This is a genomic window from Agrobacterium sp. 20P9.1.2, assembly GCF_057799395.1.
Genome location: NZ_JBYOKI010000001.1, coordinates 1,101,603 through 1,128,078, shown reverse-complemented (window position 1 = coordinate 1,128,078; position 26,476 = coordinate 1,101,603). Strand labels below are relative to the sequence as shown.

General features: G+C 55.4%; 26 protein-coding genes and 5 tRNA genes. 10 read left to right on the top strand and 21 right to left on the bottom strand.

The genetic code is table 11. The features are described from left to right. Positions 1–104: 104 nt before the first annotated feature. From rpoC to AC27VJ_RS05540, 9 genes are all read right to left on the bottom strand, one after another. Entirely contained in the window at positions 105–4,313 is a 4,209-nt protein-coding gene (rpoC, locus tag AC27VJ_RS05580) for a DNA-directed RNA polymerase subunit beta' (protein ID WP_353579282.1), read from the bottom strand. Positions 4,314–4,485: 172 nt separating this feature from the next. Continuing rightward, the gene (gene rpoB / locus AC27VJ_RS05575; protein ID WP_353579283.1) at positions 4,486–8,625 is read right to left on the bottom strand and encodes a DNA-directed RNA polymerase subunit beta; all 4,140 of its coding nucleotides are present in this window, start codon (positions 8,623–8,625) and stop codon (positions 4,486–4,488) included. Positions 8,626–8,885: 260 nt separating this feature from the next. After that, positions 8,886–9,260, bottom strand: coding sequence for a 50S ribosomal protein L7/L12 (gene rplL, locus AC27VJ_RS05570; protein WP_113090070.1), 375 nt, complete (start codon positions 9,258–9,260; stop codon positions 8,886–8,888). Positions 9,261–9,318: 58 nt separating this feature from the next. Then, entirely contained in the window at positions 9,319–9,837 is a 519-nt protein-coding gene (rplJ, locus tag AC27VJ_RS05565) for a 50S ribosomal protein L10 (protein ID WP_062588823.1), read from the bottom strand. Between the two features lie 356 nt (positions 9,838–10,193). Continuing rightward, complete coding sequence (rplA, locus tag AC27VJ_RS05560; protein ID WP_045232859.1) at positions 10,194–10,889, bottom strand: 50S ribosomal protein L1; 696 nt, start codon at positions 10,887–10,889, stop codon at positions 10,194–10,196. A 2-nt stretch (positions 10,890–10,891) separates the two neighbouring features. After that, on the bottom strand, positions 10,892–11,323 hold the full coding sequence (rplK, locus tag AC27VJ_RS05555; protein WP_113090071.1) for a 50S ribosomal protein L11: 432 nt from the start codon (positions 11,321–11,323) through the stop codon (positions 10,892–10,894). Positions 11,324–11,538: 215 nt separating this feature from the next. Further along, the gene (gene nusG / locus AC27VJ_RS05550) at positions 11,539–12,069 is read right to left on the bottom strand and encodes a transcription termination/antitermination protein NusG (protein WP_077123215.1); all 531 of its coding nucleotides are present in this window, start codon (positions 12,067–12,069) and stop codon (positions 11,539–11,541) included. Between the two features lie 21 nt (positions 12,070–12,090). Beyond that, positions 12,091–12,291 (bottom strand): preprotein translocase subunit SecE, encoded by a 201-nt coding sequence (gene secE / locus AC27VJ_RS05545; protein WP_042618546.1) that lies wholly within the window; start codon positions 12,289–12,291, stop codon positions 12,091–12,093. A gap of 186 nt (positions 12,292–12,477) precedes the next feature. Beyond that, positions 12,478–12,553 (bottom strand) — tRNA-Trp (locus tag AC27VJ_RS05540). A gap of 165 nt (positions 12,554–12,718) precedes the next feature. Here AC27VJ_RS05540 and AC27VJ_RS05535 point away from each other — a divergent pair. Beyond that, positions 12,719–13,534, top strand: coding sequence for a hypothetical protein (locus tag AC27VJ_RS05535; protein ID WP_488683116.1), 816 nt, complete (start codon positions 12,719–12,721; stop codon positions 13,532–13,534). A 40-nt stretch (positions 13,535–13,574) separates the two neighbouring features. Here the strand turns inward: AC27VJ_RS05535 and AC27VJ_RS05530 are convergent, their stop codons facing one another. The 3 genes from AC27VJ_RS05530 to AC27VJ_RS05520 form a co-directional block, all read right to left on the bottom strand. Continuing rightward, on the bottom strand, positions 13,575–14,261 hold the full coding sequence (locus tag AC27VJ_RS05530) for a glycosyltransferase (RefSeq protein ID WP_488683115.1): 687 nt from the start codon (positions 14,259–14,261) through the stop codon (positions 13,575–13,577). 234 nt (positions 14,262–14,495) lie between these two features. Beyond that, complete coding sequence (gene tuf, locus AC27VJ_RS05525) at positions 14,496–15,671, bottom strand: elongation factor Tu (protein ID WP_113089520.1); 1,176 nt, start codon at positions 15,669–15,671, stop codon at positions 14,496–14,498. A 174-nt stretch (positions 15,672–15,845) separates the two neighbouring features. Then, a complete protein-coding gene (locus AC27VJ_RS05520) occupies positions 15,846–16,004 on the bottom strand; it encodes a hypothetical protein (protein ID WP_488683114.1) in 159 nt (52 codons plus the stop codon). 24 nt (positions 16,005–16,028) lie between these two features. Between AC27VJ_RS05520 and AC27VJ_RS05515 the strand changes: the two genes are divergently transcribed. Then, on the top strand, positions 16,029–16,658 hold the full coding sequence (locus tag AC27VJ_RS05515) for a TerC family protein (protein WP_488683113.1): 630 nt from the start codon (positions 16,029–16,031) through the stop codon (positions 16,656–16,658). Between the two features lie 363 nt (positions 16,659–17,021). Here the strand turns inward: AC27VJ_RS05515 and AC27VJ_RS05510 are convergent, their stop codons facing one another. From AC27VJ_RS05510 to AC27VJ_RS05500, 3 genes are all read right to left on the bottom strand, one after another. Further along, positions 17,022–17,438 carry a PAS domain-containing protein gene (locus AC27VJ_RS05510; RefSeq protein WP_488683112.1) on the bottom strand — a complete coding sequence of 139 codons (417 nt, stop codon included), beginning with the start codon at positions 17,436–17,438 and terminating at the stop codon, positions 17,022–17,024. 297 nt (positions 17,439–17,735) lie between these two features. After that, positions 17,736–17,809: transfer RNA gene (locus tag AC27VJ_RS05505), tRNA-Gly, on the bottom strand. 25 nt (positions 17,810–17,834) lie between these two features. After that, positions 17,835–17,919 (bottom strand) — tRNA-Tyr (locus tag AC27VJ_RS05500). A 303-nt stretch (positions 17,920–18,222) separates the two neighbouring features. Between AC27VJ_RS05500 and AC27VJ_RS05495 the strand changes: the two genes are divergently transcribed. From AC27VJ_RS05495 to AC27VJ_RS05485, 3 genes are all read left to right on the top strand, one after another. Further along, the gene (locus tag AC27VJ_RS05495; RefSeq protein WP_353576441.1) at positions 18,223–19,104 is read left to right on the top strand and encodes a TrmH family RNA methyltransferase; all 882 of its coding nucleotides are present in this window, start codon (positions 18,223–18,225) and stop codon (positions 19,102–19,104) included. Positions 19,105–19,131: 27 nt separating this feature from the next. After that, complete coding sequence (locus AC27VJ_RS05490; RefSeq protein ID WP_113086935.1) at positions 19,132–19,518, top strand: acyl-CoA thioesterase; 387 nt, start codon at positions 19,132–19,134, stop codon at positions 19,516–19,518. A gap of 191 nt (positions 19,519–19,709) precedes the next feature. Beyond that, positions 19,710–19,934, top strand: coding sequence for a hypothetical protein (locus AC27VJ_RS05485; RefSeq protein WP_488683111.1), 225 nt, complete (start codon positions 19,710–19,712; stop codon positions 19,932–19,934). Positions 19,935–20,052: 118 nt separating this feature from the next. Here AC27VJ_RS05485 and AC27VJ_RS05480 read toward each other — a convergent pair whose 3' ends face one another. Together AC27VJ_RS05480 and gloA are read right to left on the bottom strand one after the other, a co-directional pair. Beyond that, on the bottom strand, positions 20,053–21,276 hold the full coding sequence (locus AC27VJ_RS05480; RefSeq protein ID WP_488683110.1) for a YcbK family protein: 1,224 nt from the start codon (positions 21,274–21,276) through the stop codon (positions 20,053–20,055). A gap of 148 nt (positions 21,277–21,424) precedes the next feature. Further along, positions 21,425–21,865: a lactoylglutathione lyase gene (gene gloA, locus AC27VJ_RS05475; RefSeq protein ID WP_113086933.1), complete on the bottom strand. Its 441-nt coding sequence runs from the start codon at positions 21,863–21,865 to the stop codon at positions 21,425–21,427. A 188-nt stretch (positions 21,866–22,053) separates the two neighbouring features. On the opposite strand from gloA, the gene AC27VJ_RS05470 reads away from it, so the two are divergent. Continuing rightward, positions 22,054–22,632, top strand: a complete 579-nt coding sequence (locus AC27VJ_RS05470) for a cold-shock protein (RefSeq protein WP_488683109.1) — start codon at positions 22,054–22,056, stop codon at positions 22,630–22,632. After that, on the top strand, positions 22,632–23,117 hold the full coding sequence (locus AC27VJ_RS05465; RefSeq protein ID WP_488683108.1) for a DUF192 domain-containing protein: 486 nt from the start codon (positions 22,632–22,634) through the stop codon (positions 23,115–23,117). Before AC27VJ_RS05470 ends, AC27VJ_RS05465 begins: the two co-directional genes overlap by 1 nt. Positions 23,118–23,160: 43 nt before the next feature. Here the strand turns inward: AC27VJ_RS05465 and AC27VJ_RS05460 are convergent, their stop codons facing one another. Then, positions 23,161–23,463, bottom strand: coding sequence for a BON domain-containing protein (locus AC27VJ_RS05460; protein ID WP_353576437.1), 303 nt, complete (start codon positions 23,461–23,463; stop codon positions 23,161–23,163). A gap of 135 nt (positions 23,464–23,598) precedes the next feature. Between AC27VJ_RS05460 and AC27VJ_RS05455 the strand changes: the two genes are divergently transcribed. Then, positions 23,599–23,868, top strand: coding sequence for a DUF982 domain-containing protein (locus tag AC27VJ_RS05455; RefSeq protein ID WP_113086930.1), 270 nt, complete (start codon positions 23,599–23,601; stop codon positions 23,866–23,868). Positions 23,869–23,939: 71 nt separating this feature from the next. Here AC27VJ_RS05455 and AC27VJ_RS05450 read toward each other — a convergent pair. Beyond that, a tRNA-Arg gene (locus AC27VJ_RS05450) sits at positions 23,940–24,016 on the bottom strand. Positions 24,017–24,027: 11 nt separating this feature from the next. After that, a complete protein-coding gene (locus tag AC27VJ_RS05445) occupies positions 24,028–24,333 on the bottom strand; it encodes an ETC complex I subunit (RefSeq protein WP_113086929.1) in 306 nt (101 codons plus the stop codon). 242 nt (positions 24,334–24,575) lie between these two features. Between AC27VJ_RS05445 and AC27VJ_RS05440 the strand changes: the two genes are divergently transcribed. Next, entirely contained in the window at positions 24,576–24,722 is a 147-nt protein-coding gene (locus AC27VJ_RS05440) for a hypothetical protein (RefSeq protein ID WP_488683107.1), read from the top strand. Positions 24,723–24,825: 103 nt separating this feature from the next. Here AC27VJ_RS05440 and AC27VJ_RS05435 read toward each other — a convergent pair. Beyond that, positions 24,826–24,902 (bottom strand) — tRNA-Pro (locus AC27VJ_RS05435). Between the two features lie 273 nt (positions 24,903–25,175). On the opposite strand from AC27VJ_RS05435, the gene AC27VJ_RS05430 reads away from it, so the two are divergent. Then, positions 25,176–26,471, top strand: a complete 1,296-nt coding sequence (locus tag AC27VJ_RS05430; RefSeq protein WP_488683106.1) for an efflux RND transporter periplasmic adaptor subunit — start codon at positions 25,176–25,178, stop codon at positions 26,469–26,471. Positions 26,472–26,476 lie beyond the last annotated feature (5 nt).

The window sequence follows — 26,476 nt, the reverse complement described above, 5'->3', positions numbered from 1 at the left end:
CGCCACGCTTCAAACCACCCCCGAAACGCAAAAACGCCCGGATCACTCCGGGCGTTTTCATTTACATCAGACGGCGCCTCGCGAGGCCCCTACCCCAACCGCCGTTACTCGGCAGCTGGAGCCTTGTCTGTCATGTCCTGCAACATCTGGTTTGCGGAAGAAGAGCCGGTGCTCTTCTTGCGCTCTTCGATGATGAGATCGTCGCGGCTTGTAGCGATGCGACGGATCTGGGTCATGGTGCCGCCGGTACCGGCCGGGATGAGACGGCCGACGATGACGTTTTCCTTCAGACCCTGCAGCGTATCCGTCTTGCCGGCGATTGCAGCTTCCGTGAGAACCTTTGTGGTTTCCTGGAACGAAGCAGCCGAGATGAACGATGGCGTCTGCAGCGATGCCTTGGTGATACCCAGAAGAACCGGGTCGCCATAGGCAGGCTTCTTGCCTTCGTCGATCAGACGGTCGTTGTTGTCTTCCATCTCGATGCGATCAACGCTGTCGCCAACGATGTAATGCGAGTCGCCTGCATCAGTGATTTCCACCTTCTGCAACATCTGGCGCACGATCACTTCGATGTGCTTGTCGTTGATGACAACGCCCTGTAAGCGGTAGACTTCCTGGATTTCGTTCACAAGGTAAGAAGCCAGAGCCTCTACACCCTTGATCGCCAGAATGTCGTGTGGTGCCGGGTTACCATCGAGAATGTATTCGCCCTTCTCGATGTAGTCGCCTTCCTGAAGGTGGAAGGGCTTGCCCTTCGGGATCAGGTATTCGACTGGCTCGACGCCATCTTCCGCAGGCTCGATCTGAACGCGACGCTTGTTCTTGTAGTCGCGGCCCAGACGGATCGTACCATCGATTTCGGCGATGATAGCGTGATCCTTCGGACGACGCGCTTCGAAGAGTTCGGCAACACGCGGCAGACCACCGGTGATGTCCTTGGTCTTGGCGCTTTCCAGCGGCGAACGTGCAAGCACGTCACCCTGGAAGACCTTCTGACCAGGCTCGACCGACAGGATAGCGTCAACCGACAGCTGGAAGCGGGCTTCACCACCACGGGAAAGCTTCAGCACGGTGCCGGAAGCATCCTTGATAACGATGGACGGTTTAAGGTCCGAACCACGCGGTGTCGAACGCCAGTCGATAACCTGACGCTTGGTGATACCGGTGGATTCGTCGGTTGCTTCCAGAACGGAAAGACCATCGACCAGATCTTCGAAGTGAACGGTGCCTTCCACTTCCGTCATCATTGGACGGGTGTAAGGGTCCCACTCTGCCAGACGCTGGCCGCGCTTGACCTTGTCGCCATCATCCACGAACAGCTTCGAACCGTAGGCAACACGCTGCGAGGAACGCTCGACGCCACGCTCATCGAGAATGGTGACCGACATGTTACGGCCCATCGCGATGAGAATGCCTTCGGAGTTACGCAGGCTGTTGCGGTTCTTGATCTGGATCGTGCCTTCATAAGACGCTTCCAGGAACGACTGGTCGACCACGTTAGCCGTACCGCCAAGGTGGAAGGTACGCATGGTAAGCTGCGTGCCTGGTTCACCGATGGACTGAGCGGCGATAACGCCAACGGCTTCGCCCATGTTGACAGGCGTACCGCGTGCAAGGTCACGACCGTAGCAGACGCCGCAGACACCGACCTGGATTTCGCAGGTCAGAGCAGAGCGGATGCGAACGGACTGGATGCCAGCCTTTTCGATGATCGCCACTTCGGCTTCGTCGATCAGCTTGCCAGCCTTGACGATGTTCTCGCCAGTAACCGGGTTGTCGATGTTATCGAGAGCCGTACGACCAAGGATACGTGCGCCGAGCGAAGCAACGACCTGACCGGCATCAACGATGGCAGTCATGGTGAGGCCCTTATCGGTGCCGCAATCCACGGAGTTGACGATGCAATCCTGCGCGACGTCAACGAGACGACGTGTCAGGTAACCGGAGTTCGCCGTCTTCAAGGCGGTGTCTGCAAGACCCTTACGGGCGCCGTGGGTCGAGTTGAAGTACTCGTTAACGGTCAGACCTTCCTTAAAGTTGGAGATGATCGGCGTTTCGATGATTTCGCCCGATGGCTTGGCCATGAGGCCGCGCATACCACCCAGCTGACGCATCTGGTTCGGAGAACCACGCGCACCGGAGTGGGACATCATGTAGATGGCGTTCATCGGCTTCTGACGACCGGTTTCCGGGTCGAACTCGACAGCCTTAATGCGGGCCATCATGTCTTCAGCGACCTTTTCGGTAGCCTTGCCCCAGGCGTCAACGACCTTGTTGTACTTTTCGCCCTGAGTGATCAGGCCGTCATTGTACTGCTGCTCGTATTCCTTAACCAGGGTTTCGGTGTCACCGACGATCTTTACCTTGGTTTCTGGAATGATCATGTCGTCCTTGCCGAAGGAAATACCGGCGCGGCAGGCATGGGTAAAGCCGAGCTGCATGATGCGGTCGCAGAAGATGACCGTGTCTTTCTGGCCGCAATGACGGTAGACCGTGTCGATCATCTTGGAGATGTTCTTCTTGGTCATTTCCTGGTTGCAGGTTTCGAAAGGAACGTTGACGTTCTTCGGCAGAAGCTCGCCAATGATCATACGGCCAGGCGTCGTTTCATAGATCTTCGAAACCGGCTTGCCATCGGCATCCACGGTCTTGAAGCGGCCACGAATCTTCGCATGCAGCGTGACGACCTTGTTTTCCAGCGCATGGTGCAGTTCGCCCATGTCGGAGAAGGCCATGCCTTCGCCCGGCTCGTTCTGGTTCATGATCGACAGATAGTAGAGACCGAGAACCATGTCCTGCGAAGGAACGATGATCGGCTGACCGTTTGCAGGGTGCAGGATGTTGTTGGTGGACATCATCAGCACGCGTGCTTCCAGCTGCGCTTCGAGCGACAGCGGGACGTGAACAGCCATCTGGTCACCGTCGAAGTCGGCATTGAAGGCCGTGCAGACGAGCGGATGCAGCTGGATTGCCTTGCCTTCGACCAGCATGGGTTCGAAAGCCTGGATACCCAGACGGTGCAGCGTCGGTGCGCGGTTCAACAGCACAGGATGTTCGCGGATGACCTCGTCGAGGATATCCCAAACTTCCGGCTTTTCTTTTTCAACCAGCTTCTTGGCCTGCTTGACGGTCGAGGAATAACCCTTCGCGTCGAGGCGGGCATAGATGAACGGCTTGAACAGTTCGAGCGCCATTTTCTTCGGCAGACCGCACTGGTGCAGCTTCAGTTCTGGACCCGTCACGATAACCGAACGACCGGAATAGTCGACGCGCTTGCCGAGAAGGTTCTGACGGAAGCGGCCCTGCTTGCCCTTGAGCATGTCGGACAGCGACTTCAGCGGACGCTTGTTGGCACCAGTGATGACGCGACCGCGACGGCCGTTGTCGAACAGCGCATCGACGGATTCCTGCAACATACGCTTTTCGTTGCGGATGATGATGCCAGGCGCGCGAAGCTCGATCAGACGCTTCAGACGGTTGTTACGGTTGATGACGCGGCGATAGAGATCGTTCAGGTCGGAGGTCGCGAAACGGCCACCATCCAGCGGAACCAGCGGACGCAGGTCCGGCGGAATGACTGGAACAACCTTCATGATCATCCACTCGGGACGATTGCCAGACTCCATGAAGTTCTCAACGATCTTGAGACGCTTCATGAACTTCTTCTGCTTCAGATCCGATGTGGTCTCGGCAAGCTCGGTGCGAAGGTCGCCCGCGATCTTTTCGAGGTCCATCGAAGCCAGCATTTCATAGATGGCTTCAGCGCCGATCATGGCGGTGAACTGATCTTCGCCGAATTCATCGACGGCGATCATGTATTCTTCTTCGTTCAGAAGCTGGTTCTGCTTCAGAGACGTCAGGCCTGGTTCCGTGACGATATAGTTTTCGAAGTAGAGAACACGCTCCACATCTTTCAGCGTCATGTCGAGCAATGTCGAGATACGCGAAGGAAGCGACTTCAGGAACCAGATATGGGCAACGGGCGCGGCCAGTTCGATATGGCCCATGCGCTCACGGCGAACGCGCGACAGCGTAACTTCGACGCCGCACTTTTCGCAGATGATGCCCTTGTACTTCATGCGCTTGTACTTGCCGCACAAGCACTCATAGTCCTTGATCGGTCCGAAAATACGCGCGCAGAAAAGACCGTCACGCTCTGGCTTGAACGTACGGTAGTTGATGGTTTCCGGCTTCTTGATCTCGCCATAAGACCAGGAAAGGATTTTTTCCGGGCTCGCAATCGAAATCCGGATGGAATCAAAATGCTGCGCCGGTACCGACGGGTTGAAAAGGTTCATGACCTCTTGGTTCATGCCTGTCTCCTTAGGGGTTTGGCCCCTTGCTTGCATCTGGCGCGGTGCTGTGCCGATCACCGACCAATGCCTAAAACATGATTAACCGCAAAATGCGGCGGAAGTTTCTACCCTCAGGTCACGACCCTCGGGCGAAACAGGCAGGCACGTTGAGTGCCTGCCCTTCTGTTTCTTATTCCGCCGCGTCAGGCAGCTGATCCGCTGCGTTGGCGTCGTCGAGCTTGGAGTTTTCCAGTTCGACGCTGAGGCCCAGCGAGCGCATTTCCTTGACGAGAACGTTGAAGCTCTCTGGAATACCGGCTTCGAAGGTATCGTCGCCACGGACGATCGCTTCGTAAACCTTGGTACGGCCCGCCACGTCGTCCGACTTGACGGTGAGCATTTCCTGCAGCGTGTAAGCTGCGCCGTAAGCTTCCAGAGCCCAGACTTCCATTTCCCCGAAGCGCTGACCGCCGAACTGCGCCTTACCACCCAGCGGCTGCTGAGTAACGAGCGAGTAAGGACCGATCGAACGAGCGTGGATCTTGTCGTCGACCAAGTGGTTCAGCTTGATCATGTACATGTAGCCAACGGTTACCTTACGGTCGAAGGTTTCACCGGTACGACCATCGTACAGAACAGACTGACCCGACTCATTGAGACCGGCTCTCTTCAGCATTTCGGCGACGTCAGGCTCATGCGCACCGTCGAAGACCGGCGTTGCAATCGAAACGCCCTTCTTGGACTGTTCGGCAAGACGGATCAGGGACTCGTCGTCGAACTGCGAGACTTCGTCCTTGGCCTGGCTGGCATACACTTCCGTCAGCTCGCGCTTCAGGTCGGTGATGTCGAGCGACTTGTGATACTCTTCAAGCATATTCCCGATTTTCTTGCCCATACCGGCGCAAGCCCATGCGAGATGCGTTTCGAGAATCTGACCGACGTTCATGCGCGAAGGCACGCCCAGCGGGTTCAAGCAGATATCGACATGCGTACCATCTTCCAGGAACGGCATATCTTCGACAGGCACGATACGCGAGACAACGCCCTTGTTACCGTGACGGCCAGCCATCTTGTCGCCCGGCTGGATCTTGCGCTTCACAGCAACGAAGACCTTGACCATCTTCATGACGCCCGGAGGCATTTCGTCGCCGCGCTGAACCTTCTCGACCTTATCCATGAAGCGCTGCTCAAGGCGCGACTTGGATTCGTCGTACTGACCGCGAAGCGCTTCCAGCTCGGACTGAGCCTTTTCGTCTTCAACGGCGAACATCCACCACTGCGAGCGGGGATATTCGGATACGACAGCGTTCGAAAGCTCGACGCCCTTCTTGAAGCCCTTTGGACCGGCAATGGAAACCTGTCCGCGAAGCATCTCGATCAGACGACCATAGACGTTGCGGTCCAGAATGGCCTGCTCGTCGTCACGGTCCTTGGCAAGACGTTCGATCTCTTCGCGCTCGATAGCCATCGCACGTTCGTCTTTTTCGACGCCGTGACGGTTGAACACGCGAACTTCAACGACCGTACCAAACGTGCCCGGAGGCATGCGCATGGATGTGTCGCGAACGTCGGAAGCCTTTTCACCGAAGATGGCGCGCAGAAGCTTTTCTTCCGGCGTCATCGGGCTTTCACCCTTCGGCGTGATCTTGCCGACGAGGATATCGCCAGGCTGAACTTCCGCACCGATGTAAACGATACCGGCTTCGTCGAGGTTCTTCAGCGCTTCTTCCGAAACGTTCGGAATATCACGCGTGATTTCTTCAGGACCAAGCTTGGTGTCGCGGGCCATCACTTCGAATTCTTCGATGTGGATGGACGTGAACACGTCGTCGGAGACGATGCGCTCGGACATCAGGATTGAGTCTTCGTAGTTGTAACCGTTCCAAGGCATGAACGCGACGAGAGCGTTGCGGCCAAGTGCCAGGTCACCGAGGTCGGTCGAAGGACCGTCAGCGATGATGTCGCCCTTGTTCAGAATGTCGCCGACGGCGACCAGCGGACGCTGGTTGACGCAGGTGTTCTGGTTGGAGCGCTGGAACTTCTGCAGACGATAGATGTCAACGCCGGACTTGCCTGCATCGAGATCTTCCGTTGCGCGGATAACGATACGGGTCGCATCCACCTGATCGACAACACCGGAACGACGGGCTGCAATGGCAGCGCCGGAGTCACGGGCAACGATCGGCTCCATGCCGGTTCCGACGAACGGAGCCTCGGCACGCAGAAGCGGAACGGCCTGACGCTGCATGTTCGAGCCCATGAGAGCGCGGTTGGCGTCGTCGTTTTCCAGGAACGGAATGAGAGCCGCAGCGACCGAAACCAGCTGCTTCGGCGAAACGTCCATCAGGTTGATGTTGTCACGCGGAGCAAGCATAACTTCACCGGAGTGACGGCAAACAACGAACTCTTCCGTAAACGCGCCTTCAGCGTCCAGCTCGGCATTCGCCTGTGCGACGTAGTACTTCGCCTCTTCCATAGCGGAGAGGTAAATCACATCCGTCGTAACCTTGCCGTCGATGATCTTGCGGTACGGGCTTTCGATGAAGCCGTACTTGTTGACGCGGGCGAAGGTTGCAAGCGAGTTGATCAGACCGATGTTCGGGCCTTCCGGCGTTTCGATCGGGCAAATACGGCCGTAGTGGGTCGGGTGAACGTCGCGGACTTCGAAGCCTGCGCGCTCGCGGGTCAGACCACCTGGTCCAAGAGCCGAAAGACGGCGCTTGTGGGTGATTTCCGAAAGCGGGTTCACCTGGTCCATGAACTGCGACAGCTGCGAGGAGCCGAAGAATTCGCGAACCGCAGCTGCTGCTGGCTTGGCGTTGATCAGATCCTGCGGCATCACGGTGTCGATTTCGATCGAGGACATACGTTCCTTGATCGCACGTTCCATGCGCAGCAGACCCAGACGATACTGGTTCTCCATCAACTCACCGACCGAGCGAACACGACGGTTGCCGAGGTTGTCGATATCGTCGATTTCGCCCTTGCCGTCGCGCAGTTCGACCAGCATCTTGACGACAGCCAGAATGTCTTCCTTGCGCAGCGTGCGCACGGTGTCTTCTGCATCGAGGTCGAGACGCATGTTCATCTTGACGCGGCCAACAGCCGACAGGTCATAGCGCTCGCTATCGAAGAACAGCGAGTTGAACATGGCTTCAGCCGAATCCATGGTCGGTGGCTCACCCGGACGCATAACGCGGTAGATGTCGAACAGAGCTTCCTGACGGTTCTCGTTCTTGTCTGCAGCCAGCGTGTTGCGGATGTAGGCGCCAACATTGACGTGGTCGATGTTGAGGATCGGAATCTCATCGAAACCGGAGTCGAGGATGAGCTTCAGCGTCTTCTCGTCGATTTCGTCGCCGGCTTCGAGATAGATTTCGCCCGTCTCGTAGTTGACGATGTCTTCGGCCAGATAGTTGCCGTAGAGGTCTTCATCCGTCGCCTTCAGGAACTTGAGGCCCTTGTCGGACAGCTGACGCAGCAGACGCGGGGTCAGCTTCTTACCGGCTTCGACAACGACTTCGCCCGTGTCGGCATCAACCAGTTCGGTGATAGCCTTGGCACCCTTCAGAACGTCGGCCTGATACGGGAAGCGCCAGCCTTCGCCGTCGCGCTCGTAATTTGCCTTGGTGTAGAAGGTCGACAGGATTTCTTCGCCGTCCATGCCAAGCGCCATCAGAAGCGATGTTGCAGGCAGTTTGCGGCGACGGTCGATACGTGCGTAGACGACATCCTTGGCGTCGAATTCGATATCGAGCCAGGAACCGCGATACGGGATGACGCGGGCAGCAAACAGAAGCTTGCCGGAAGAGTGGCTCTTGCCCTTGTCGTGGTCGAAGAATACGCCCGGCGAACGGTGCATCTGAGACACGATAACGCGCTCGGTGCCGTTGACGATGAACGTACCGTTGTTGGTCATGAGCGGCATGTCGCCCATGTAGACGGACTGTTCCTTGATGTCCTTGATGGACTTCGCGCCCGTATCTTCATCAATATCGAACACGATGAGGCGCAACGTCACCTTGAGCGGCGCTGCGTAGGTCAGATCGCGCTGACGGCATTCCTCGACGTCGAACTTCGGTGCTTCGAATTCGTAAGAAACGAATTCCAGCATGGACGCACCGGAGAAGTCGGTGATCGGGAATACGGATTTGAATACGGCATTCAATCCCTCGTCGGGACGACCGCCCTTGGGCTCGTCAACCATGAGAAACTGGTCGTACGAAGCCTTCTGAACCTCAATGAGGTTCGGCATTTCCGCTACTTCTGGAATCTTGCCGAAAAACTTGCGTACGCGCCTGCGACCGTTAAACGAAAGGGTCTGAGCCATCGTCGCTCCTTTAAAATTGCATCCGGGCCTGCAACGGACGGGAACCGCTGGCCAGTCGATCCCGTCAATCCAATGAGTGTCTTCAATCTCGTTTCACGTCCCGAATTGTAAGGCCGGATTGCCTGTACAGCGCGGTTCGAAACCATTCTCTTGAAGAACCCATTACCCAAAAGCCATTTTCACGCGGCTTTTGGGTAAAAAGTTCGGTAGAAATGAAATCAGGAGGCGGTGCAAGCACCACCTCCCAAAACATTCCAAGATTACTTAACGTCAACCTTGGCGCCTGCGTCTTCAAGCTTCTTCTTGAGGTCAGCAGCTTCAGCCTTGGAAACAGCTTCCTTAACAGCCTTAGGTGCGCCTTCGACGAGGTCCTTAGCTTCCTTCAGGCCGAGACCTGTGATAGCGCGGACTTCCTTAATGACGTTGATCTTGTTAGCGCCAGCGTCCGTCAGGATGACGTCGAATTCAGTCTTTTCTTCTTCAGCAGGAGCTGCAGCAGCGCCGCCAGCAGCAGCAACTGCTACAGGAGCAGCAGCGGAAACGCCCCACTTTTCTTCGAGAAGCTTGGAAAGCTCAGCAGCTTCCAGAACTGTCAGAGCGGAGAGGTCGTCAACGATCTTTGCGAGATCAGCCATGTTATAGTTCCTTTAATTCGGTTCGAACCGGTTTGAATATTTACAGCGAAAAACCGCCTTAAGCGGCTTCGTCCTTCTTGGAGTATGCCGAGAACACGCGAGCAAGCTGACTTGCCGGTGCCGAAACAACCGTAGCGATGCGCGTAGCAGGGGCGTTGAGTAGGCCCAGCAGCTTTCCGCGCAGCTCGTCCAACGAAGGCAGGGTCGCAAGCGACTTGACTGCATCTGCGTTAAGCGTGGTTGCTCCCATGGCGCCGCCCAGAACAACGACTTTGTCGTTGGTCTTTGCGAAATCCATGACGACTTTCGGAGCAATCATAGGGTCAGTGCTGTATGCAATCAGCGTCTGTCCCTTGAAGAGATCGATGATCCCTTCCGACTCCGTACCCTGAAGAGCGATCTTGGCCAGGCGGTTCTTCGCGACCTTGACGGTGCCGCCAGCAGCACGCATTTTCGAACGAAAATCGTTCATCTGCGCAACTGTGACACCAGCATAGTGGGCCACGACAACTGAACCGGAAGCCTTGAAGACTTCGTTCAGCTCCGTGACGAATTCGCGTTTTTCCGCTCTTTCCACTGTCTGTCTCCAGTAGATGAGAACACACTGAATGTGCACCCATCGGGTTTGCCTTTGCCTCAAGAGACTTTGTTGCCAAAATCTCAAGCGACGCTTGAGGATCCTGTCCCCCGCTCTGTCGCCGCAAACGGCTTCAGGCACAGGCACATCAGGTTCGAACCGGATTATTAAGCATCCTTGGATGCGAAAATCCGGGCCTTACCCGTCTCATGCAGGCTAATGATTAAGGCCTAAATCCCGAAGGAAATGGACCGCCAGCAATCTCGGACAGGAGTTCCAGGTTGCCCTGGAAATTCCCGGCTCTTGCGAACCGGAAATCTTTTTTGCCGCGCCTCCTGGGAGACGCGGCGAATTCATTAAGCTGTAACCGACGAAGGCTCGATGCGAACGCCTGGACCCATGGTCGAGGAGATCGCTACGCGCTTGACGTAGTTACCCTTGGCGCCAGCTGGCTTGGCCTTGATGACGGCGTCAGCAAAAGCCTTGATGTTTTCTTCGAGCGCCTTGGCATCGAAGGAAGCCTTGCCGATGCCAGCATGAACGATACCAGCCTTTTCGACGCGGAATTCAACGGCGCCGCCCTTGGAAGCCTTAACAGCTCCAGCAACGTCCATCGTAACCGTACCGACCTTAGGGTTCGGCATCATGCCGCGTGGGCCGAGAACCTTGCCGAGACGACCGACGAGCGGCATCATGTCAGGGGTCGCGATAACGCGGTCGAAGTCGATCTTGCCGCCCTGAACGATTTCGAGCAGGTCTTCAGCACCGACGATGTCTGCACCAGCAGCCTTGGCTTCATCAGCCTTGGCGCCACGAGCAAAAACAGCAACGCGAACGTCGCGGCCTGTGCCGTTCGGCAGGTTGACAACGCCGCGAACCATCTGGTCTGCGTGACGTGGGTCAACACCGAGGTTCATGGAAACTTCAACGGTTTCGTCGAACTTGGCGACAGCCCGTTCCTTAACCATCGAGATGGCGTCGGTCAGGACGTAAAGTGTCTTGGAATCCACGCCTTCGCGGATCTTCTGTACGCGCTTTGCAAGCTTAGCCATGATCAACCTACCACTTCCAGGCCCATGGCGCGGGCAGAGCCCTCAACCATCGCCATTGCGCCTTCGATGTCGGCTGCGTTCAGATCCTTCATCTTGCCTTCGGCAATAGTTCTGACCTGAGCCTTGGTGATCGAGCCGACCTTGGCACCCTTACCAGGCGTCTTGGAACCGGAGGTGATCTTTGCTTCCTTCTTCAGCCAATAGGTCATTGGCGGCTGCTTCATAGCAAACGTGAAGGACTTGTCCTGGTAATAGGTGATGACGACCGGAATCGGCATGCCCTTTTCCATTTCCTGCGTAGCAGCGTTGAACGCCTTGCAGAATTCCATGATGTTAATGCCACGCTGACCAAGCGCCGGGCCGATTGGCGGGGACGGGTTTGCCGATCCTGCCTTGACCTGAAGCTTGAGCTGGCCTGCAACCTTCTTAGCCATATCTCTCTGCCTTTCAAATCGAACCGGTTTCCCGGCTCCTATGCCGGAAATTCCGGCGGCTGCGGTTGCGTGGTGCGATCCCTGCCCCGGCTTAAGAGCCAGGAAATCTTCCACGCGTTATGCGGACTTGCCGCATCACATCAGTGAGAAAGCAACAACTTGCAGACACTCACCGATGAATTGAATGAAAGGCGCAAGCGCCTTTCGAAATCTTGTCAGACCTTCTCGACCTGAGCGTATTCCAGCTCCACAGGTGTCGCACGACCGAAGATCGATACTTCCACCTTCAGGCGCGAACGCTCTTCATCGACATCCTGAACCACACCGTTGAACGATGCGAAAGGACCATCGGAAACGCGAACCTGCTCGCCGATCTCGAACGAAACCGAAGACTTCGGACGTTCGACGCCTTCCTGAACCTGACCGAGAATACGGTCTGCTTCAGAATCAGGGATCGGAACAGGCTTGTTATCCGAACCCAGGAAACCCGTGACCTTGGGCGTATTCTTGATGAGGTGATAGGCCTCATCCGTCAGGTTGGCGCGCACCAGCACGTAACCTGGAAAGAACTTGCGCTCGCTATCGACCTTGCGACCGCGACGCACCTCGACAACCTTTTCGGTCGGCACGAGGATTCTTTCAAAGAGGTGATCAAGACCCTTCTGACGGACCTTTTCCTCAATCGACTCAGCGACCTTCTTCTCGAAGTTCGAATACGCCTGAACAATATACCAACGCGCTGCCATCTTTACTCTCCGCTCAATTCGTTACCGGCCGACGCTCAGAACGAGACTGAGCAACCAGCCAATGAGCTGGTCAGCCGCAAAGAAGAACAGTGCCGCGAAGATGACCATTACCAGCACCATAGCCGTGGAAATCATCGTTTCGCGGCGCGACGGCCAAGTGATCTTCGACGCTTCGGCGCGAACCTGCTGCAGAAACGTAAACGGATTGGTTTTGGATGCCATTGACTGCCCACGCAATTACGGCACGTAAAGCCGATACTGATCAGCCCCACGCACCGCGTGTCTGTTTTGACCTACATAAACGCCGATTCCCAATTAAACAAGAGGAAATCGACATTCGGCGAATTTCACCGGGTATACCGGCACCTCACCTGCCATGCAGCGATGCCCGCGCTTGCGGATGAGGAATGGCAGGGGCAGTAAGGCTCGAACTTACGACCTGCGGTTTTGGAGACCGCCGCTCTACCAACTGAGCTATACCCCTAAATCGGAACAATCCGGCAAACTTCTTTTGTCCACCGTTGTCCGTGACGCCCGTTTAAGGCCACGAATCTTTATTGGCAAGTGTTTTTTTCAAGATTCACAAAGATGATGGAACCATACAAAACAAATGCTATTTTCGTTTCACGTCATAAACAGGGAAACGATCATGCAGGGAATTTCGAATGCATTGGAACCACATGCATTCACGAACCTACTGAAAAATTACAGCACAATCGCGCTGATCGCCAACAGCGAAAGCGTTGACATCTATAAAATCGTAGATGCCTTGCCGCGAGACACGCTTTTCGTGTTTTTCACCGGATGTGCGAAGGTTCTAAAAGCGCCCTTTCCCCATGATGCAATCTTATGTCACCGACTGGTGGCAAACGGCAAACGATTCCTCAAGTCCCAAAAGCACTTCGATAGCGCCCATAGTTTTTTCCCCAACGGGCTAAAGGCTGAAGTTGGCATGCTGGCCGACAGGGTGAGGATGAACGAAGGAAAACCTTCCTGCCCGCGCACGAGTGATCTTGTCCCACTCACGATCGATTTCGATTGCATATTCGACAACTTCTACCCCGCAGGAAGAATGCCGACTACCGGCTTTGCGCTGGCGCTGTGGCTGATTGAATCGATTCCTGAAGCCGAGGTTTATCTGTGCGGCTTCACCGGTGTGGCTGGCACACAGTTTAATATGTATGCGGAACATGATTGGACGTTCGAGCAGACCGTTCTGCACCTATTCGTAAAAAAAGGCCGCATCAAACGATTGGAAGAAAGCGATGCGGCCGCTTCGCAAAACTGGCTCTCGAATGTTTCCAAACGCTTCCCCGAATTCGATCAAGGCGAAATAGCGATGGCTGCATCCCAGGTGCTCGGCAACCGCTTTACCGGGATGGAAAGAAGGGTCGCCAAAATCTGGGATCAAACGAAATGGCGCCGGAAGATCAAAGAGTTCATCCGGCGATTGCGTCGTAAATAGGCCAGAGTATGCGCGTGGCCTCACCTGCGCGCTAATCTCACTAGGCGCGCTGAACAACCGTCAACATTCTCTCCCGTGTAGAGAACCACTCTTCGGCGTAGTCGTCGTTTTTGTATTCCTCGAAATATGGACCGCCATCGGTGAAATGAACATTGTCCGCAGCCGGATCATGGTCGTACTCGTTGACGAGCCAATTCCAGCTTGCCGGAATTTCTCCGATCAAATCTTCCGACTCGAGCCACTTGAACTGGTGGAGCTGCAATCCGGTGGCCGTGTTGACGTAGTCCTTGGTCAGCGCTTTGCACTTTGCATTGTTGAAGAGGATGAAGCTCGACCAGTTCTTCTTTTCGTATTTCGTCTGTGTCTGTCCGAGGAATTTGGTTTCGACCTTTGGAACATAGTCATGCTTCACGCACATCGCGGCATAACGGTCATCGCGCATATTCCAGAGCTTGGCGATATCTGAACGCATCAACATATCGCAGTCGGCAAAGATCGCCCAACCCTCGAAGTTGCACAGATAGGGAACCAGAAAACGCGAGAAGGAAAATTCCGTTGACTGGAGCTGATTGCGCTCCCGCGTAAAAATACCGTCGAGATTGCTGAGCGCGATCGGCATGAACTCTACTGGAATGGAGCTCTTTTCTTGAATGCTTTGGCAAAAGACATGGTAGGCGACGACTTCCTTGCTGTCGAAGCCAATAAATACGCGTGCCGTCTCAGTCATGTTCGCTCCCGCTGATTGCCATTTGCTGGCTGTGGTCCGACAGGCAACGCCTTCGGTTAGCGGAAGCTACATAAGAATATTAGGCAATGTTGAGGCAACGTAGCCCAAAAAAGATCATTAAAGGCAAAATATGCCATTCTTCTGTTTTTATGAAAGAGCAGAATGATGTAAGCGCAAAAATAAAAAGCCCCGCTGTTGCCAGCGGGGCTCTCATTTCTCCCTTACGGGAAAAGATTATTCAACGATCGAAGCGACGATGCCGGCGCCGACGGTACGGCCGCCTTCGCGGATAGCGAAGCGCAGCTTTTCTTCCATCGCGATTGGAACGATCAGCTCAACAGCAACGGTAACGTTGTCGCCTGGCATAACCATTTCCGTGCCTTCTGGAAGCGAAACGATACCGGTCACGTCCGTTGTACGGAAGTAGAACTGTGGACGGTAGTTCGTGAAGAACGGTGTATGACGGCCGCCTTCTTCCTTCGTCAGGATGTAGGCTTCAGCCATGAACTTCTTGTGCGGCTTGACAGAACCTGGCTTGCACAGAATCTGACCACGCTCAACGCCGTCACGGGTAACGCCGCGAACCAGTGCGCCGATGTTGTCGCCAGCCTGGCCCTGATCGAGCAGCTTGCGGAACATTTCAACGCCGGTAACAGTCGTCTTGGATGTTGGCTTGATGCCGACGATTTCGACTTCTTCACCAACCTTGACGATACCGCGCTCAACGCGACCCGTCACAACCGTACCACGGCCAGAGATCGAGAATACGTCTTCGATTGGCATCAGGAACGGCTGGTCGATTGGACGCTCTGGCGTTGGGATGTAGGCGTCAACCTGAGCCATCAGCTCGCGGATCGCGTCTTCACCGATCGTCTTGTCAGAATCTTCAAGAGCAGCAAGTGCCGAACCCTTGACGACAGGAACATCGTCGCCTGGGAAGTCGTAGGACGACAGAAGTTCGCGAACTTCCAGTTCTACCAGTTCCAAGAGTTCTGCGTCGTCAACCTGGTCAACCTTGTTGAGGAACACGACCAGAGCCGGAACGCCAACCTGACGAGCAAGCAGGATGTGCTCGCGGGTCTGTGGCATTGGGCCGTCAGCTGCAGAGCAAACCAGGATCGCGCCGTCCATCTGGGCAGCACCGGTGATCATGTTCTTCACGTAGTCGGCGTGGCCGGGGCAGTCAACGTGCGCGTAGTGACGGTTCGGCGTCTCATATTCAACGTGAGCCGTCGAAATCGTGATACCGCGTGCCTTTTCTTCCGGTGCAGCGTCGATTTGGTCATACGCCTTGAACTCGCCGAAGTACTTCGTGATCGCAGCAGTCAACGACGTCTTGCCGTGGTCAACGTGACCGATCGTGCCAATGTTGACGTGCGGCTTATTGCGCTCAAACTTGCTCTTTGCCATGTGAATTGCTTCCTGTGAACGTGAAGTAGTTTCCCCGGCGAACCGGTTTGGTGTCGCCGTTTAAGGCTTTGCAAGCGAATGCGCAAGACTTAATTGTCGCCGCGCCCGTTGCGCAGCCAAAAGCGACAGGATCGCCATCATATGGGGTGAATATTTCACGCTTTCAACGTGGTCTTAGCCCTTATTTGCCAAGGATAAACCGCCGATGCCCTTTACGAGGGTATGATTCATGGCATATTGGCGGCACATCGCCAGGAGGAGAAAGGCGGTCGGCACACCTATGCCGATACGTGAATACTCGCCTTTAAAGCCGTTCTCTCCCACGGCACCCATTCTAAATCCGCTTCAGGATCTGCCATGGAAATTTTTACTGCTGCCGGTTTTACGGCATTTCTTCAGGTCATAGCAATAGATCTCGTGCTCGCAGGCGATAACGCTATCGTTATCGGGCTCGCGGCTGCTGGCCTTCCCGCCCATCTTCGCCGCAAGGCAATTCTCGTCGGCATCATCGCCGCAACCGTGCTGCGTATCGCCTTCGCGGCCTTGACCGTACAGCTTCTCGCCATCGTCGGCTTGCAGCTTTTCGGCGGTCTGCTTCTTGCCTGGGTCTGCTGGAAAATGTGGAGCGAATTGCGCGAGCAGCATAACGCCACGGATGAGGTCAAGGACGAAGAGGCCGATCTGACCAAGGGTCAGAAGACATTCTTCCAGGCCGCCACCCAGATCGTCATCGCCGACGTCTCCATGTCGCTGGATAATGTTCTGGCCGTCGCCGGCGCTGCACAGGACCACGTTACCGTCCTTATCATTGGTCTGGTCGTTTCCATCGCGCTGATGGGCCTTGCCGCGAACTATGTTGCTAAGCTGCTGCACCGCTACCGCTGGATTTCCTATGTCGGCCTGCTGGTCATCGTCTACGTTGCGCTGAACATGCTCTATCACGGCTTTGTCGAGGTCTGGCCCTATATCCAGCCATATTTTAGCTGAAACACCTAACCAGCGTCACGCATCAAAATCCCGGAGGTCGCCGATCCCCGGGATTTTTTGTGTCTGCTATCCAGCTCATTGATTCCGCAGCGCAAAATAATTTGCGACATAGACCGCAAGTCGTAAAACTTGCCAGTACCTTTTGGTGGTTGCCGTCAGCTTCACACAAGCCTAGACAGCCATTACTTTAGACATAATTAATAACTATAAAGGCTGTCTGAACAATGGCTTATGACTGGTCCGGCGGGCGCACTCGCCGTTTTCGCCGACTCAAATTAGGATTGGCCGTCGGCGCAATTCTACTGGCGGCATTTTTCGTGCAATCATTCTTCGGAATTTCGTTCAACGCTGCGGGCTGATAGCCTACTTCGCAAGCACCGGCACGTTGATATTGGACGCATCCGAGTCGTTGGCGTAAGGGCAGCTTTCGAAGACAACGCCTGAGAACAGCGTCGCCACACCATCCACATAACGATAGCACTTTCCCATCTCGGTGATCTTTGCAAAGCCTTCGCCCCGGCGAACGCGATACACCATCTCAAACGACTCGCCTGACAGCACGGAATTCTCAATGCCCTCTGCGACGTGCGGGCGATCATCCTCATGAATGAGTGCCATCATACGCGCGGCAGGCAAGCCGACATTCAGTTCTTCCAGAGAAAACCCCATGATATCGGCAAACCTCTGGTCGGCCCAGAACAGGTTCTGATGAACATCCCACACATAAAAACCGCCGAGATTCATAGCAACGTAACGTTGGAGGCGCGTATTTTCAGGCATGTTTGATCCTGCATTCATTATCAATCAATATGCCCGATCATGCGGTATCAGGAAACCGCACAAAGCGACAAAATCGTGATTATTTCGGACAATTCGGAATATTAGAAATAGTTCCCCGGAAAAAACCTCTCAGGAGAAAAAACTTTATTGCGTAAGGCAAATACGGACATTTTATATTTTTGAACGCTTAAGGATGCCCTCAAGAAAGTAACACTGCATTTTTGCTTTGGACAAAGATGCGTAAAGCAAACCAGCGCGTCAACAAGCGCACAAAAATTATTTGAAATTGTTTTGAAATGGAGCGGGTAGCGGGAATCGAACCCGCGTATTCAGCTTGGAAGGCTGCTGCTCTACCATTGAGCTATACCCGCGGCGGTGGTTTTGATCCGTGCAGAATGGTGGAGGAAGTTGGATTTGAACCAACGTAGGCTGAGCCAACGGATTTACAGTCCGTCCCCTTTAACCACTCGGGCATTCCTCCAGTATTCTGCGAGGATCAAGCGACCAAGCTTCATCAGATTTCCGGCCCGGCGCGTTGCCGTTTCGTCGTCTGTGGCCGCGTATATGACTGCCCTCGCCGCGTCTGTCAACACGATGTGTGACGAAATTTCACGAAAAATTCGAACAGAGTCATAGGCCTGTGGATTACCGATGATATGGCGCAAAGCCACGCACCGGCTTTTGCGCTTGTTAGCCAGCGAAAGTGCAAAAGCAACCTTGCGGGAAAGAAAGCGAAGCGCTGGAGGGGTCTGGTGCTCGAGCGGCGCTAAAGATATAAGGCGCCATGAGCAAAGACGATCCCAACGAAAAATCCACCCGCGACACCCACTATGCAACGCTGCGCCGTCAGGTGCGCGATGCCAAGCGTGAGCGTGGCGAAATTCCAACGCCTGCGTTTCAGAAGCGCAAGCCGAAAGGTGGAGAGGATTGGAAGCCGCCACAGCTGGCGCCCGATCAGGTTCATCTTTATGGCCTTCACACCGTGCGCGCAGCGCTCGCGAACAAGGAACGCCAGATCGTCAAACTGTCGGTGACGCTGAATGCGCTGGCGCGGCTGGAAATCGGCACTGCGGAAGAACAGCCTTTCCCCGTGGAAATGGTTTCGCCGCAGGATATCGACAAAATACTCGGCCCGGATGCCATCCATCAGGGCGTGATGCTGGAAACGAAGCCCCTGCCCGTGCGCAAGCTTTCCGCGCTGAAGGACAGCCCGCTTATTCTGGTGCTGGATCAGGTCACGGACCCGCACAATGTTGGCGCCGTCATGCGTTCCGCCGTTGCCTTCAATGCTGGCGCGCTGATCACCACCATGCGCCACAGCCCGACCGAATCCGGTGTGCTGGCAAAATCCGCCTCGGGCGCACTGGAAATGATTCCCTATATCCAGATCACCAATCTGGCCGATGCGCTTGGCGAATTGCACAAGCTGGGCTTCACCTCCATCGGTCTCGATTCGGAAGGCCCTGCCCCTATCGAGGAAACATTCAGCGGTGAGAAGATTGCGCTCGTGCTGGGTGCCGAAGGCAAAGGCTTGCGCCAGAAGACGCGTGAAACCGTTTCTGCACTCGCCCGTCTCGATATGCCCGGCGAGATCAAGTCGCTGAACGTCTCGAATGCCGCAGCCATTGCGCTTTATGCGACCCGTCAGTTTTTAGCCAAGCGATAATCAACGTCAGTCATTTTGGGGGCCACAATGCCAGAGTCGATCAAACCAACCGGCGAACTCACCCTTCGCACACTTGCCATGCCTGCGGATGCCAATCCGGCTGGAGATATTTTTGGCGGTTGGGTCATGTCACAGATGGACTTGGCGAGCGGCATTCGCGCGGCAGAACGGGCACGCTGTCGCGTGGTCACCGCAGCCGTCAAGGAAATGGCCTTCGAACTGCCGGTCAAGATTGGCGATACACTGTCCATCTACACGAATATCGCCCGCGTAGGCCGCACATCCATCACGCTGACCGTCGAAGCATGGGCGCAACGCTCCCGCTATGACGCGCTGGAAAAAGTCACGGCTGGAACATTCATCATGGTCGCGATGGATGAGCACGGCAAACCGACTCCGATCGCGCAAGCGTAAAGTCACCCAAAGCACTTTGCCTGTTATCCCATGGCGGCAGGACCATTTCTTGCCGCCTGAAGCTGTGTGCGTAAGGCGCGCTCTTGGCTGATTATGCTTCCAGTTGCAACCAATCACGCTGATACCACATTGTTATGTGGTCATCGGCCTTGTCGATTATCGGCATGGGAGTGATTTGGGAGGAAGCACTCATGAATAACCGTACTGTGACTATCGTGATTGCGGCCATCGTCGTTATTCTGGCGATTGCCTATTTTATGTCGGGCTCAAGAACAACAAGCACGACCGCGTCGCCACCGAGCCCGCCGCCAGCGACGACCACTCAGCCTGCGACGCCGGCGCCAGCAACCCCTGCCCCGGCCACACCGGCTCCGGCAACGCCGAATGCACCTGCGCAAAACCAGACCACGCCATAAGTTGAGGTTCGGCAGCGGATGTCATGAGGACATCCAGCGCAATGCACATCAGCGCTTCGTCACATCGTGGCGAGGCGCTGATTCATTATTGGGATATCGCTGATTCATTATTGGGATATCAAAGGCTGCTGGCAGATGTGCGGCGGCAGCGCCAGTTCCAGTCGCGGGGCTCGCCCAGATCCATGTGGACCGATTCCGTGTGACAATAGGTGCCGACACCGCCACGGTCCGGCAAGGAGCGCAGATAGTTGGCAAGCTCCCATTTCGAAACGCCACTCACCTGAATATCGGCGGCATCACAGGTATAATGTTTGGAGCCTTGCGTGGTAGCCTTTGGCGGTCTGTAGCCTGACGTCACCATTGCCGGTTTTCTGTAGTGGGCTTCGACTTCCTTGATCCGTCGAATCATTTCCGGCTTGAAACAGCCGACATTGACCTGCTCCGTCTGCAAGAGCAGCCCGTTCGGCGCGACTCGGCTGAGACCAGAGAGAGAAGCGAGCTTCATCAAGCCCGCAGGCTTATCATCATCCGCATCCACATGCGTATCGTCGAACTCATCGGTCATCGACGTACGTCCGTTAAGCGCGATACCGGCGGTCTGGCGCGCGCCCGCATTCATCGGCAAAGCAGCGACCTGCGTCAGACCAGCAGTCGCGCCTGCGCCGCGCTTTTTGGCAGCGCCCGCAAAAAATGCCGCAATCGGCACGGCTGCCTGTTCGGCAGGAAGTGTCTGCTTTGCAGGCAAGGCCTGCGCTGTCGCCTGTGTCGCAGCGGATGGCACACTATGTGCGGAATGCTGTTGCGCGGCCTGCGCCGGGTCTGGCTGTTGCACGGTGGCAGGTGCTGAGTAAACGCTGTTCAGCGCCGGCGTAATCTTCGGTGATGGTGCGTAGGCTGGGACACTGCCCGTTGCCATGTTTTCCGCCTGCGCCGTGCCTGCGTTGCTGGCCACGGCTGGTAGCTGGGAATTCGCATAAATGCTGAGCGAGCTTGCCGAAATACCGGTTGGCTGTGTGGTTAGGCCGGATATTTGCGGCGCTTGACCGTAAACTTGCTGCGTACCCTGCTGCGGTGGTGCGGTGGCAGCTTGGGGTGCAACGCGCGCCGACGACGCGGCTACCATGGCCGGATCGACATAGGCCCTGCCCTGCCCCTGCGCTGTAGCATGCGCCTGTTCAGGAGATGGAGCGGCGGCTGGTGCCGTAGCAGTGGCGGGTGTCAGTGTTGCAGAAGCGGTCTTGTCTTCGGAGACGGCAGAAACGCAGCCGGAAAGCGCCAGCAGGAATACGGCAGCAAGGCAGCTTTGAGCCGGGAATGCCGAAGTGCTTTTGACGATTTTCAAGGCTAAGCCTCCGCAGATGCGTTTCAACCTGACCAGCGCGTTGCGCAGCATCGCCGAAACTTGATGAGCATGTTCGTCCGATCACAGACCTACCCATCCGGCGACGCTTACGCAAGGGTGTGATGAAACCTCCTAAAAAGGAATCATCTTACCAAGAGCCGGTATTCTCCATGGATATCCACGGCTCGGCTGGTGCAAGGCTTGCGCCTTTTTGCAATATTTCAATGGAAATACCGTCTGGAGAGCGCACAAAAGCCATATGCCCATCACGCGGCGGGCGGTTGATGGTGACGCCGCTGGCCTGCAGTTTGGCGCAGGTTTCGTAGATGTCGTCGACCTCATAGGCCAGGTGGCCGAAATTGCGTCCGCCGGTGTAATCCTCTGCATCCCAGTTGTAGGTCAGTTCCAGGCATGGCGCCTTGTTGTCGCGGGCGGCAGTCACGTCATCCGTCGCGGCAAGAAAAACGAGAGTGAAGCGTCCTTTATCGTTTTCGATGCGGCGGACTTCTTGTAGCCCGAATACCTTGCCATAAAATTCCAGGGATTTCTCGAGGTCTTTTACACGAACCATCGTGTGCAGATATCGCATGTACTTCTCCTTCGTGTTTTAATCTTGCCGTTACGGCAGGTAAGTCAGCCCTGAGCAAGCCCAGAGACATAAAAGCAGGTGGATAAATCGAAAACTAGGGCTTGCGCGAAACCGTTACCAAGATGTTAATCTACCTTCAGGGAATCAGTTGACCGGTAGTGGTGCGTGCGTAAAGGGGCTGGGCGGAAATGGCTGATAGAATGTCGTCGAAGAATATAGTCGATTTCGAAGACCTTTCGAGCGAAGCGGTGGACCTGATCGAGATCACCGGTGTCGTGAAGTGGTTCGACGTGGCCAAGGGTTTCGGCTTTATCGTACCGGATAACGGTATGCAGGATGTTCTTTTACACGTTTCCTGCCTGCGCCGCGATGGATATCAAACAATTCTGGAAGGCACGCGCATCGTTGCGCTCATCCAGCGTCGTGACCGTGGCTACCAGACCTTCCGCATTCTCTCCATGGACCAGTCCACGGCCATTCACCCGTCACAGATGCCGCCGGTTCGCACCCATGTTCAGGTCACGCCCTCCAGCGGGCTGGAACGCGCCATCGTGAAATGGTTCAACCGTACCAAGGGCTTCGGGTTTCTGACGCGCGGCGAAGGCACGGAAGATATTTTCGTCCATATGGAAACGCTTCGCCGCTTCGGCCTTGCGGAGCTGCGCCCTGGTCAGGTTGTTCTCGTTCGCTTCGGTGATGGTGATAAGGGACTCATGGCTGCGGAAATCCATCCGGATAATCCAGCGCCTATCGGCATGGCTCATTGATGATCGGCTCATTTATTTCGAAATCCATGGTGAGTGCTTTCGCAGCGCTCACCTTTTTTGTTGTCGCGACTGGGCCAGTTGCCGCACAGGAGAACTTCTCTTCGGAGCCGCTGACGATCCAGACATCGGATGGGAAAAACCACGAATTCAAGGCCGAGCTTGCGACCACGGACGGTCAGCGCCAGCAGGGCTTGATGTTTCGCAAGTCGATGGCGCCAACGAACGGCATGCTGTTCGATTTTGGCACAGATCGCGATGTGATGATGTGGATGAAGAACACGTTCATCCCGCTAGACATGGTCTTCATCTCGAAAGAGGGGAAAGTTACCCACGTTCATCCAAACGCAGTCCCGCATTCGGAAGACATCATCAGCTCACGCGGCCCGGTTCGCTACGTATTAGAGCTGAATGGCGGTGTGGCAAAAAATCTTGGAATCAAAAGCGGCGATACGGTTCGCAGCAAACAGATCGGCAACACCAAATAAATGTTGCGAAGCCGGGCGGCCAGCGCCCGGCGCAAATGCCATATTAGTAGCAAGGCTCGATATGGCTAAGAATCCGGCAGTTAGAAATGGATGATGCCAGATTGATGGCGATGTCGATCGCTTCGACCGAATCAGCTGTGCCTTCAAGGTAGATCACATCGTTGTCGACCATTGCCGAGATGCTCGACTTTTCAAGGCCTGATTCGAATGCAAGGGCAGACGTGATGGCCTGGCATACGCCAGCCATGCGTTCGCCGAAAAAGCTTTCCTGAATTCCAGATAGGTTGAACATGATCGGGCCTCCTTCATCATGAGCGTATAACGCCTGAGTGGTGTTTTCGTTCATCTTCGGTTCATTTATTTGTTCATCTTCCATTCATCTTGAAAAAAAGAAACCCCTAATGTGTTCACTTTTTTCGTGATCAGGAACCAATGCGTGAATTTTTGGTTTGCGCGCTGGAGGATGGGAAGGAGGATCCCAATGCTTATTCACCGTACAGAACCCTGCCACCACGCCCAATGGATCAAGCCAGTCGCGATCCATTTGCCGCTGTGCGCAGCGCTAGAAATATACAGTCCGCTGATAGCTCTCGATATGCTGATGTATCGCTGGCCCAACGACCACGGACCGGAATACGAAGAAGCCCGTCAAAAATGTCTGGAGGCCATCGCTGGCAAATGCGACCTGGAAACAGCTCGCGAATCATTCCTGATCGCCAGCAACCACGCACATGTGCTGAACGTACATTGAGGCTCTAGAAGAGACATTTAGCAAAACAACAAAAAACGCCCGCAGAAATGTTCCGCGGGCGTTTGATTTGGTGGCGACCCCTGCAGGACTCGAACCTGCGACCTACTGCTTAGAAGGCAGTTGCTCTATCCAGTTGAGCTAAGGGGCCTTAATCTGAAATTAGTGAGTCCAGGGCTGCGTGCGGGTGTATTTGAAGTTGTCCGTGTAGGACACAACCTTGCGCGTCGCTTCCTGCGGCGGGATCACGCGGTATTCGATGCCTTTGCGCTGGGCGTAGGCTTCGGCCTGCTCCTGCGTTTCAAAAGTCAGCTTGACCTGCTGCTTCATATCCGACGAAGACGTGTAGCCCATGATCGGATCGATCTTGCGCGGCACTTCGGCATCGAATTCCAGCACCCAAAGATTGGTCTTAGCCTTGCCGGATTGCATGGCAGTCTTGGCTGGACGATAAATTTTTGCAGACATCTCAAACTGCTCCGGTCTTGCGATCAAGCGGCCTTCCGCTTTTTCTACCCATCACGCATCATAGATTTATTACAACGCGATAGCAAAACTCAATTGAACCGACTCACCCGTGAAGTCAAGTCGCTGAAAGCGCGCATATTGCGGAAACCATAAATGGCTTAGATGTCGAAAAGGCCAAGGCCCATCTTGCGCGTGAAGGACGAAGCATATTTTATCTGCCCGCAATTCAAAGGACGCACGATATGAATGAAAATGTCATCAAATTCCGCAAGCCCGAGCCACCGAAGCAGCCGCGCAAACCCAACCCGCAACTGCGCAAACTCGCCATCATCGCCGGCGTCATCGCGTTCTTCATCGCTGCCTGGGCTTACTTCCAGTATCTGGGCTGAAACACGATGCCTCTGGCATCGCAGCCAGAAGCTGGCGATCTATATTTAACTGACACTTTAGGGAATTTGTGGAAGTCGTTGTAAAAACTGACTTCTCATCGAATGGTCGGAGTGGAGAGATTCGAACTCCCGACCCTCTGGTCCCAAACCAGATGCGCTACCAGACTGCGCTACACTCCGCCTTTTCGATGGTGGGGAGATACACGGTTCGCCCCTGCCCCGCAACAGGTAAAATCATCTTTCTTTTGTTTTTTTGTGGAGGAGCCGTTTGCGGGTCGAAATGTCCCGGAAACGCAACCTCAAGACAATATTACCAAGTTTTCACTTCACCCTGCCTTAAAGCTATGCGAAGCCGGACGGAACAGACGAGGTTAACGACAAACTGGGCTAATGGCTTGCACGCATTGTGCTTTTGCAAAACTGGCCGCAGCATTGTCTTGATGGGTAGAAACAATGAAGTCCGCCGACGATAGCAACCAGACACCATCTCAGCCATCACCACCGCCCGACCTGCGGGACATTCTGGTTTCGGCCAAGAGCGGCAAAAAGAAATCGAAACGGTCCACCTATCTGATGGTCGGCTTTTTGGTGCTGGCGGGCCTGGGTGGCTATTATTATGTCTATGGCGGGTCGCAGGTTGCCTACACCTATACGACTCAGGCGGTGAAGAAAGGCGATCTCTCGGTCATCGTCACCTCAACCGGCTCCGTTCAGCCAACGGATCAGGTGGATATTTCGAGCGAGCTTTCCGGCACCGTGCGCAAGGTCAACGTCACCTATAACAGCCCGGTCAAGGCCGGAGACGTTCTGGCGGAGTTGGATACCAACAAGCTGGAAGCGGATGTGCAGAGCGCCCGTGCCAAGCTCGCGTCGGCAAAAGCCAGCGTCGTAAAGGCAAGAGCCGACCTCGGCTCTGCCAAGACATCTTTAGACCGCCTGAAATCCCTGGTGCAGAATCGCGTCTCCAGTCAGCAGGATCTCGACGCCGCACAGTTTAATTACGATGCGGTGGCAGCGACGCTGGAGGTCAATGGCGCATCCGTGCTGTCATCGGAAGCGGATTTGCGGTTGGCGGAACTCAATCTCGGCAAGGCCAAGATCGTTTCGCCCATCGATGGCGTGGTGCTGACACGCGATGTCGATCCGGGTGCGACGGTTGCTTCCTCCCTCAATGCGCCGGTCCTGTTCACCATTGCGGGTGACCTGCGCCATATGGAGCTTCAGGTGGCCATCGATGAGGCTGATGTCGGCAAGGTCGAGAACGGTCAGACGGCGACATTCAATGTGGATGCCTATCCCGAACGGAGCTTTCCGGCGGCCATTGAGACGGTGCGCTTTGCTTCGGAAACCGTTTCCAACGTCGTGACCTATAAGGGCATATTGACGGTGGATAATGCCGAACTGCTGCTGCGCCCCGGCATGACGGCAACGGCCAATATTGTTGTCGAGCAGGTGAAAGACGCGATTCTCATTCCCAATGCTGCGCTTCGCTACACGCCTCCGCGCGAATCGGCATCCCGTGGCGGCGGGTTGATGGGCCTGTTCCGCCCTCCCCGCATGAACCGCCAGCGCGGCGGCGGTGAACAGGCGGCATCCGCCAAGCGCAGCGTCTGGGTGTTGCGCAACAACAATCCCGTTTCCGTGCAGGTCGAGACAGGATCGACCGATGGTCAGTTTACCGCCATCAAGTCAGGAGAGATCGCCCCTGACGATCAGGTCATTACCGACGCCGCGCAGCGCAGTACGTGACGCGG

Bases quoted from the DNA above. Each gene is read 5' to 3' on its own strand.
- rpoC (WP_353579282.1), bottom strand. From the start codon at position 4,313: ATGAACCAAGAGGTCATGAACCTTTTCAACCCGTCGGTACCGGCGCAG.
- rpoB (WP_353579283.1), bottom strand. From the start codon at position 8,625: ATGGCTCAGACCCTTTCGTTTAACGGTCGCAGGCGCGTACGCAAGTTT.
- rplL (WP_113090070.1), bottom strand. From the start codon at position 9,260: ATGGCTGATCTCGCAAAGATCGTTGACGACCTCTCCGCTCTGACAGTT.
- rplA (WP_045232859.1), bottom strand. From the start codon at position 10,889: ATGGCTAAGCTTGCAAAGCGCGTACAGAAGATCCGCGAAGGCGTGGAT.
- rplK (WP_113090071.1), bottom strand. From the start codon at position 11,323: ATGGCTAAGAAGGTTGCAGGCCAGCTCAAGCTTCAGGTCAAGGCAGGA.
- nusG (WP_077123215.1), bottom strand. From the start codon at position 12,069: ATGGCAGCGCGTTGGTATATTGTTCAGGCGTATTCGAACTTCGAGAAG.
- secE (WP_042618546.1), bottom strand. From the start codon at position 12,291: ATGGCATCCAAAACCAATCCGTTTACGTTTCTGCAGCAGGTTCGCGCC.
- AC27VJ_RS05535 (WP_488683116.1), top strand. From the start codon at position 12,719: ATGCAGGGAATTTCGAATGCATTGGAACCACATGCATTCACGAACCTA.
- AC27VJ_RS05530 (WP_488683115.1), bottom strand. From the start codon at position 14,261: ATGACTGAGACGGCACGCGTATTTATTGGCTTCGACAGCAAGGAAGTC.
- tuf (WP_113089520.1), bottom strand. From the start codon at position 15,671: ATGGCAAAGAGCAAGTTTGAGCGCAATAAGCCGCACGTCAACATTGGC.
- AC27VJ_RS05520 (WP_488683114.1), bottom strand. From the start codon at position 16,004: ATGGGTGCCGTGGGAGAGAACGGCTTTAAAGGCGAGTATTCACGTATC.
- AC27VJ_RS05515 (WP_488683113.1), top strand. From the start codon at position 16,029: ATGGAAATTTTTACTGCTGCCGGTTTTACGGCATTTCTTCAGGTCATA.
- AC27VJ_RS05510 (WP_488683112.1), bottom strand. From the start codon at position 17,438: ATGCCTGAAAATACGCGCCTCCAACGTTACGTTGCTATGAATCTCGGC.
- AC27VJ_RS05495 (WP_353576441.1), top strand. From the start codon at position 18,223: ATGAGCAAAGACGATCCCAACGAAAAATCCACCCGCGACACCCACTAT.
- AC27VJ_RS05490 (WP_113086935.1), top strand. From the start codon at position 19,132: ATGCCAGAGTCGATCAAACCAACCGGCGAACTCACCCTTCGCACACTT.
- AC27VJ_RS05485 (WP_488683111.1), top strand. From the start codon at position 19,710: ATGAATAACCGTACTGTGACTATCGTGATTGCGGCCATCGTCGTTATT.
- gloA (WP_113086933.1), bottom strand. From the start codon at position 21,865: ATGCGATATCTGCACACGATGGTTCGTGTAAAAGACCTCGAGAAATCC.
- AC27VJ_RS05470 (WP_488683109.1), top strand. From the start codon at position 22,054: ATGGCTGATAGAATGTCGTCGAAGAATATAGTCGATTTCGAAGACCTT.
- AC27VJ_RS05465 (WP_488683108.1), top strand. From the start codon at position 22,632: ATGATCGGCTCATTTATTTCGAAATCCATGGTGAGTGCTTTCGCAGCG.
- AC27VJ_RS05460 (WP_353576437.1), bottom strand. From the start codon at position 23,463: ATGAACGAAAACACCACTCAGGCGTTATACGCTCATGATGAAGGAGGC.
- AC27VJ_RS05455 (WP_113086930.1), top strand. From the start codon at position 23,599: ATGCTTATTCACCGTACAGAACCCTGCCACCACGCCCAATGGATCAAG.
- AC27VJ_RS05445 (WP_113086929.1), bottom strand. From the start codon at position 24,333: ATGTCTGCAAAAATTTATCGTCCAGCCAAGACTGCCATGCAATCCGGC.
- AC27VJ_RS05440 (WP_488683107.1), top strand. From the start codon at position 24,576: ATGAATGAAAATGTCATCAAATTCCGCAAGCCCGAGCCACCGAAGCAG.
- AC27VJ_RS05430 (WP_488683106.1), top strand. From the start codon at position 25,176: ATGAAGTCCGCCGACGATAGCAACCAGACACCATCTCAGCCATCACCA.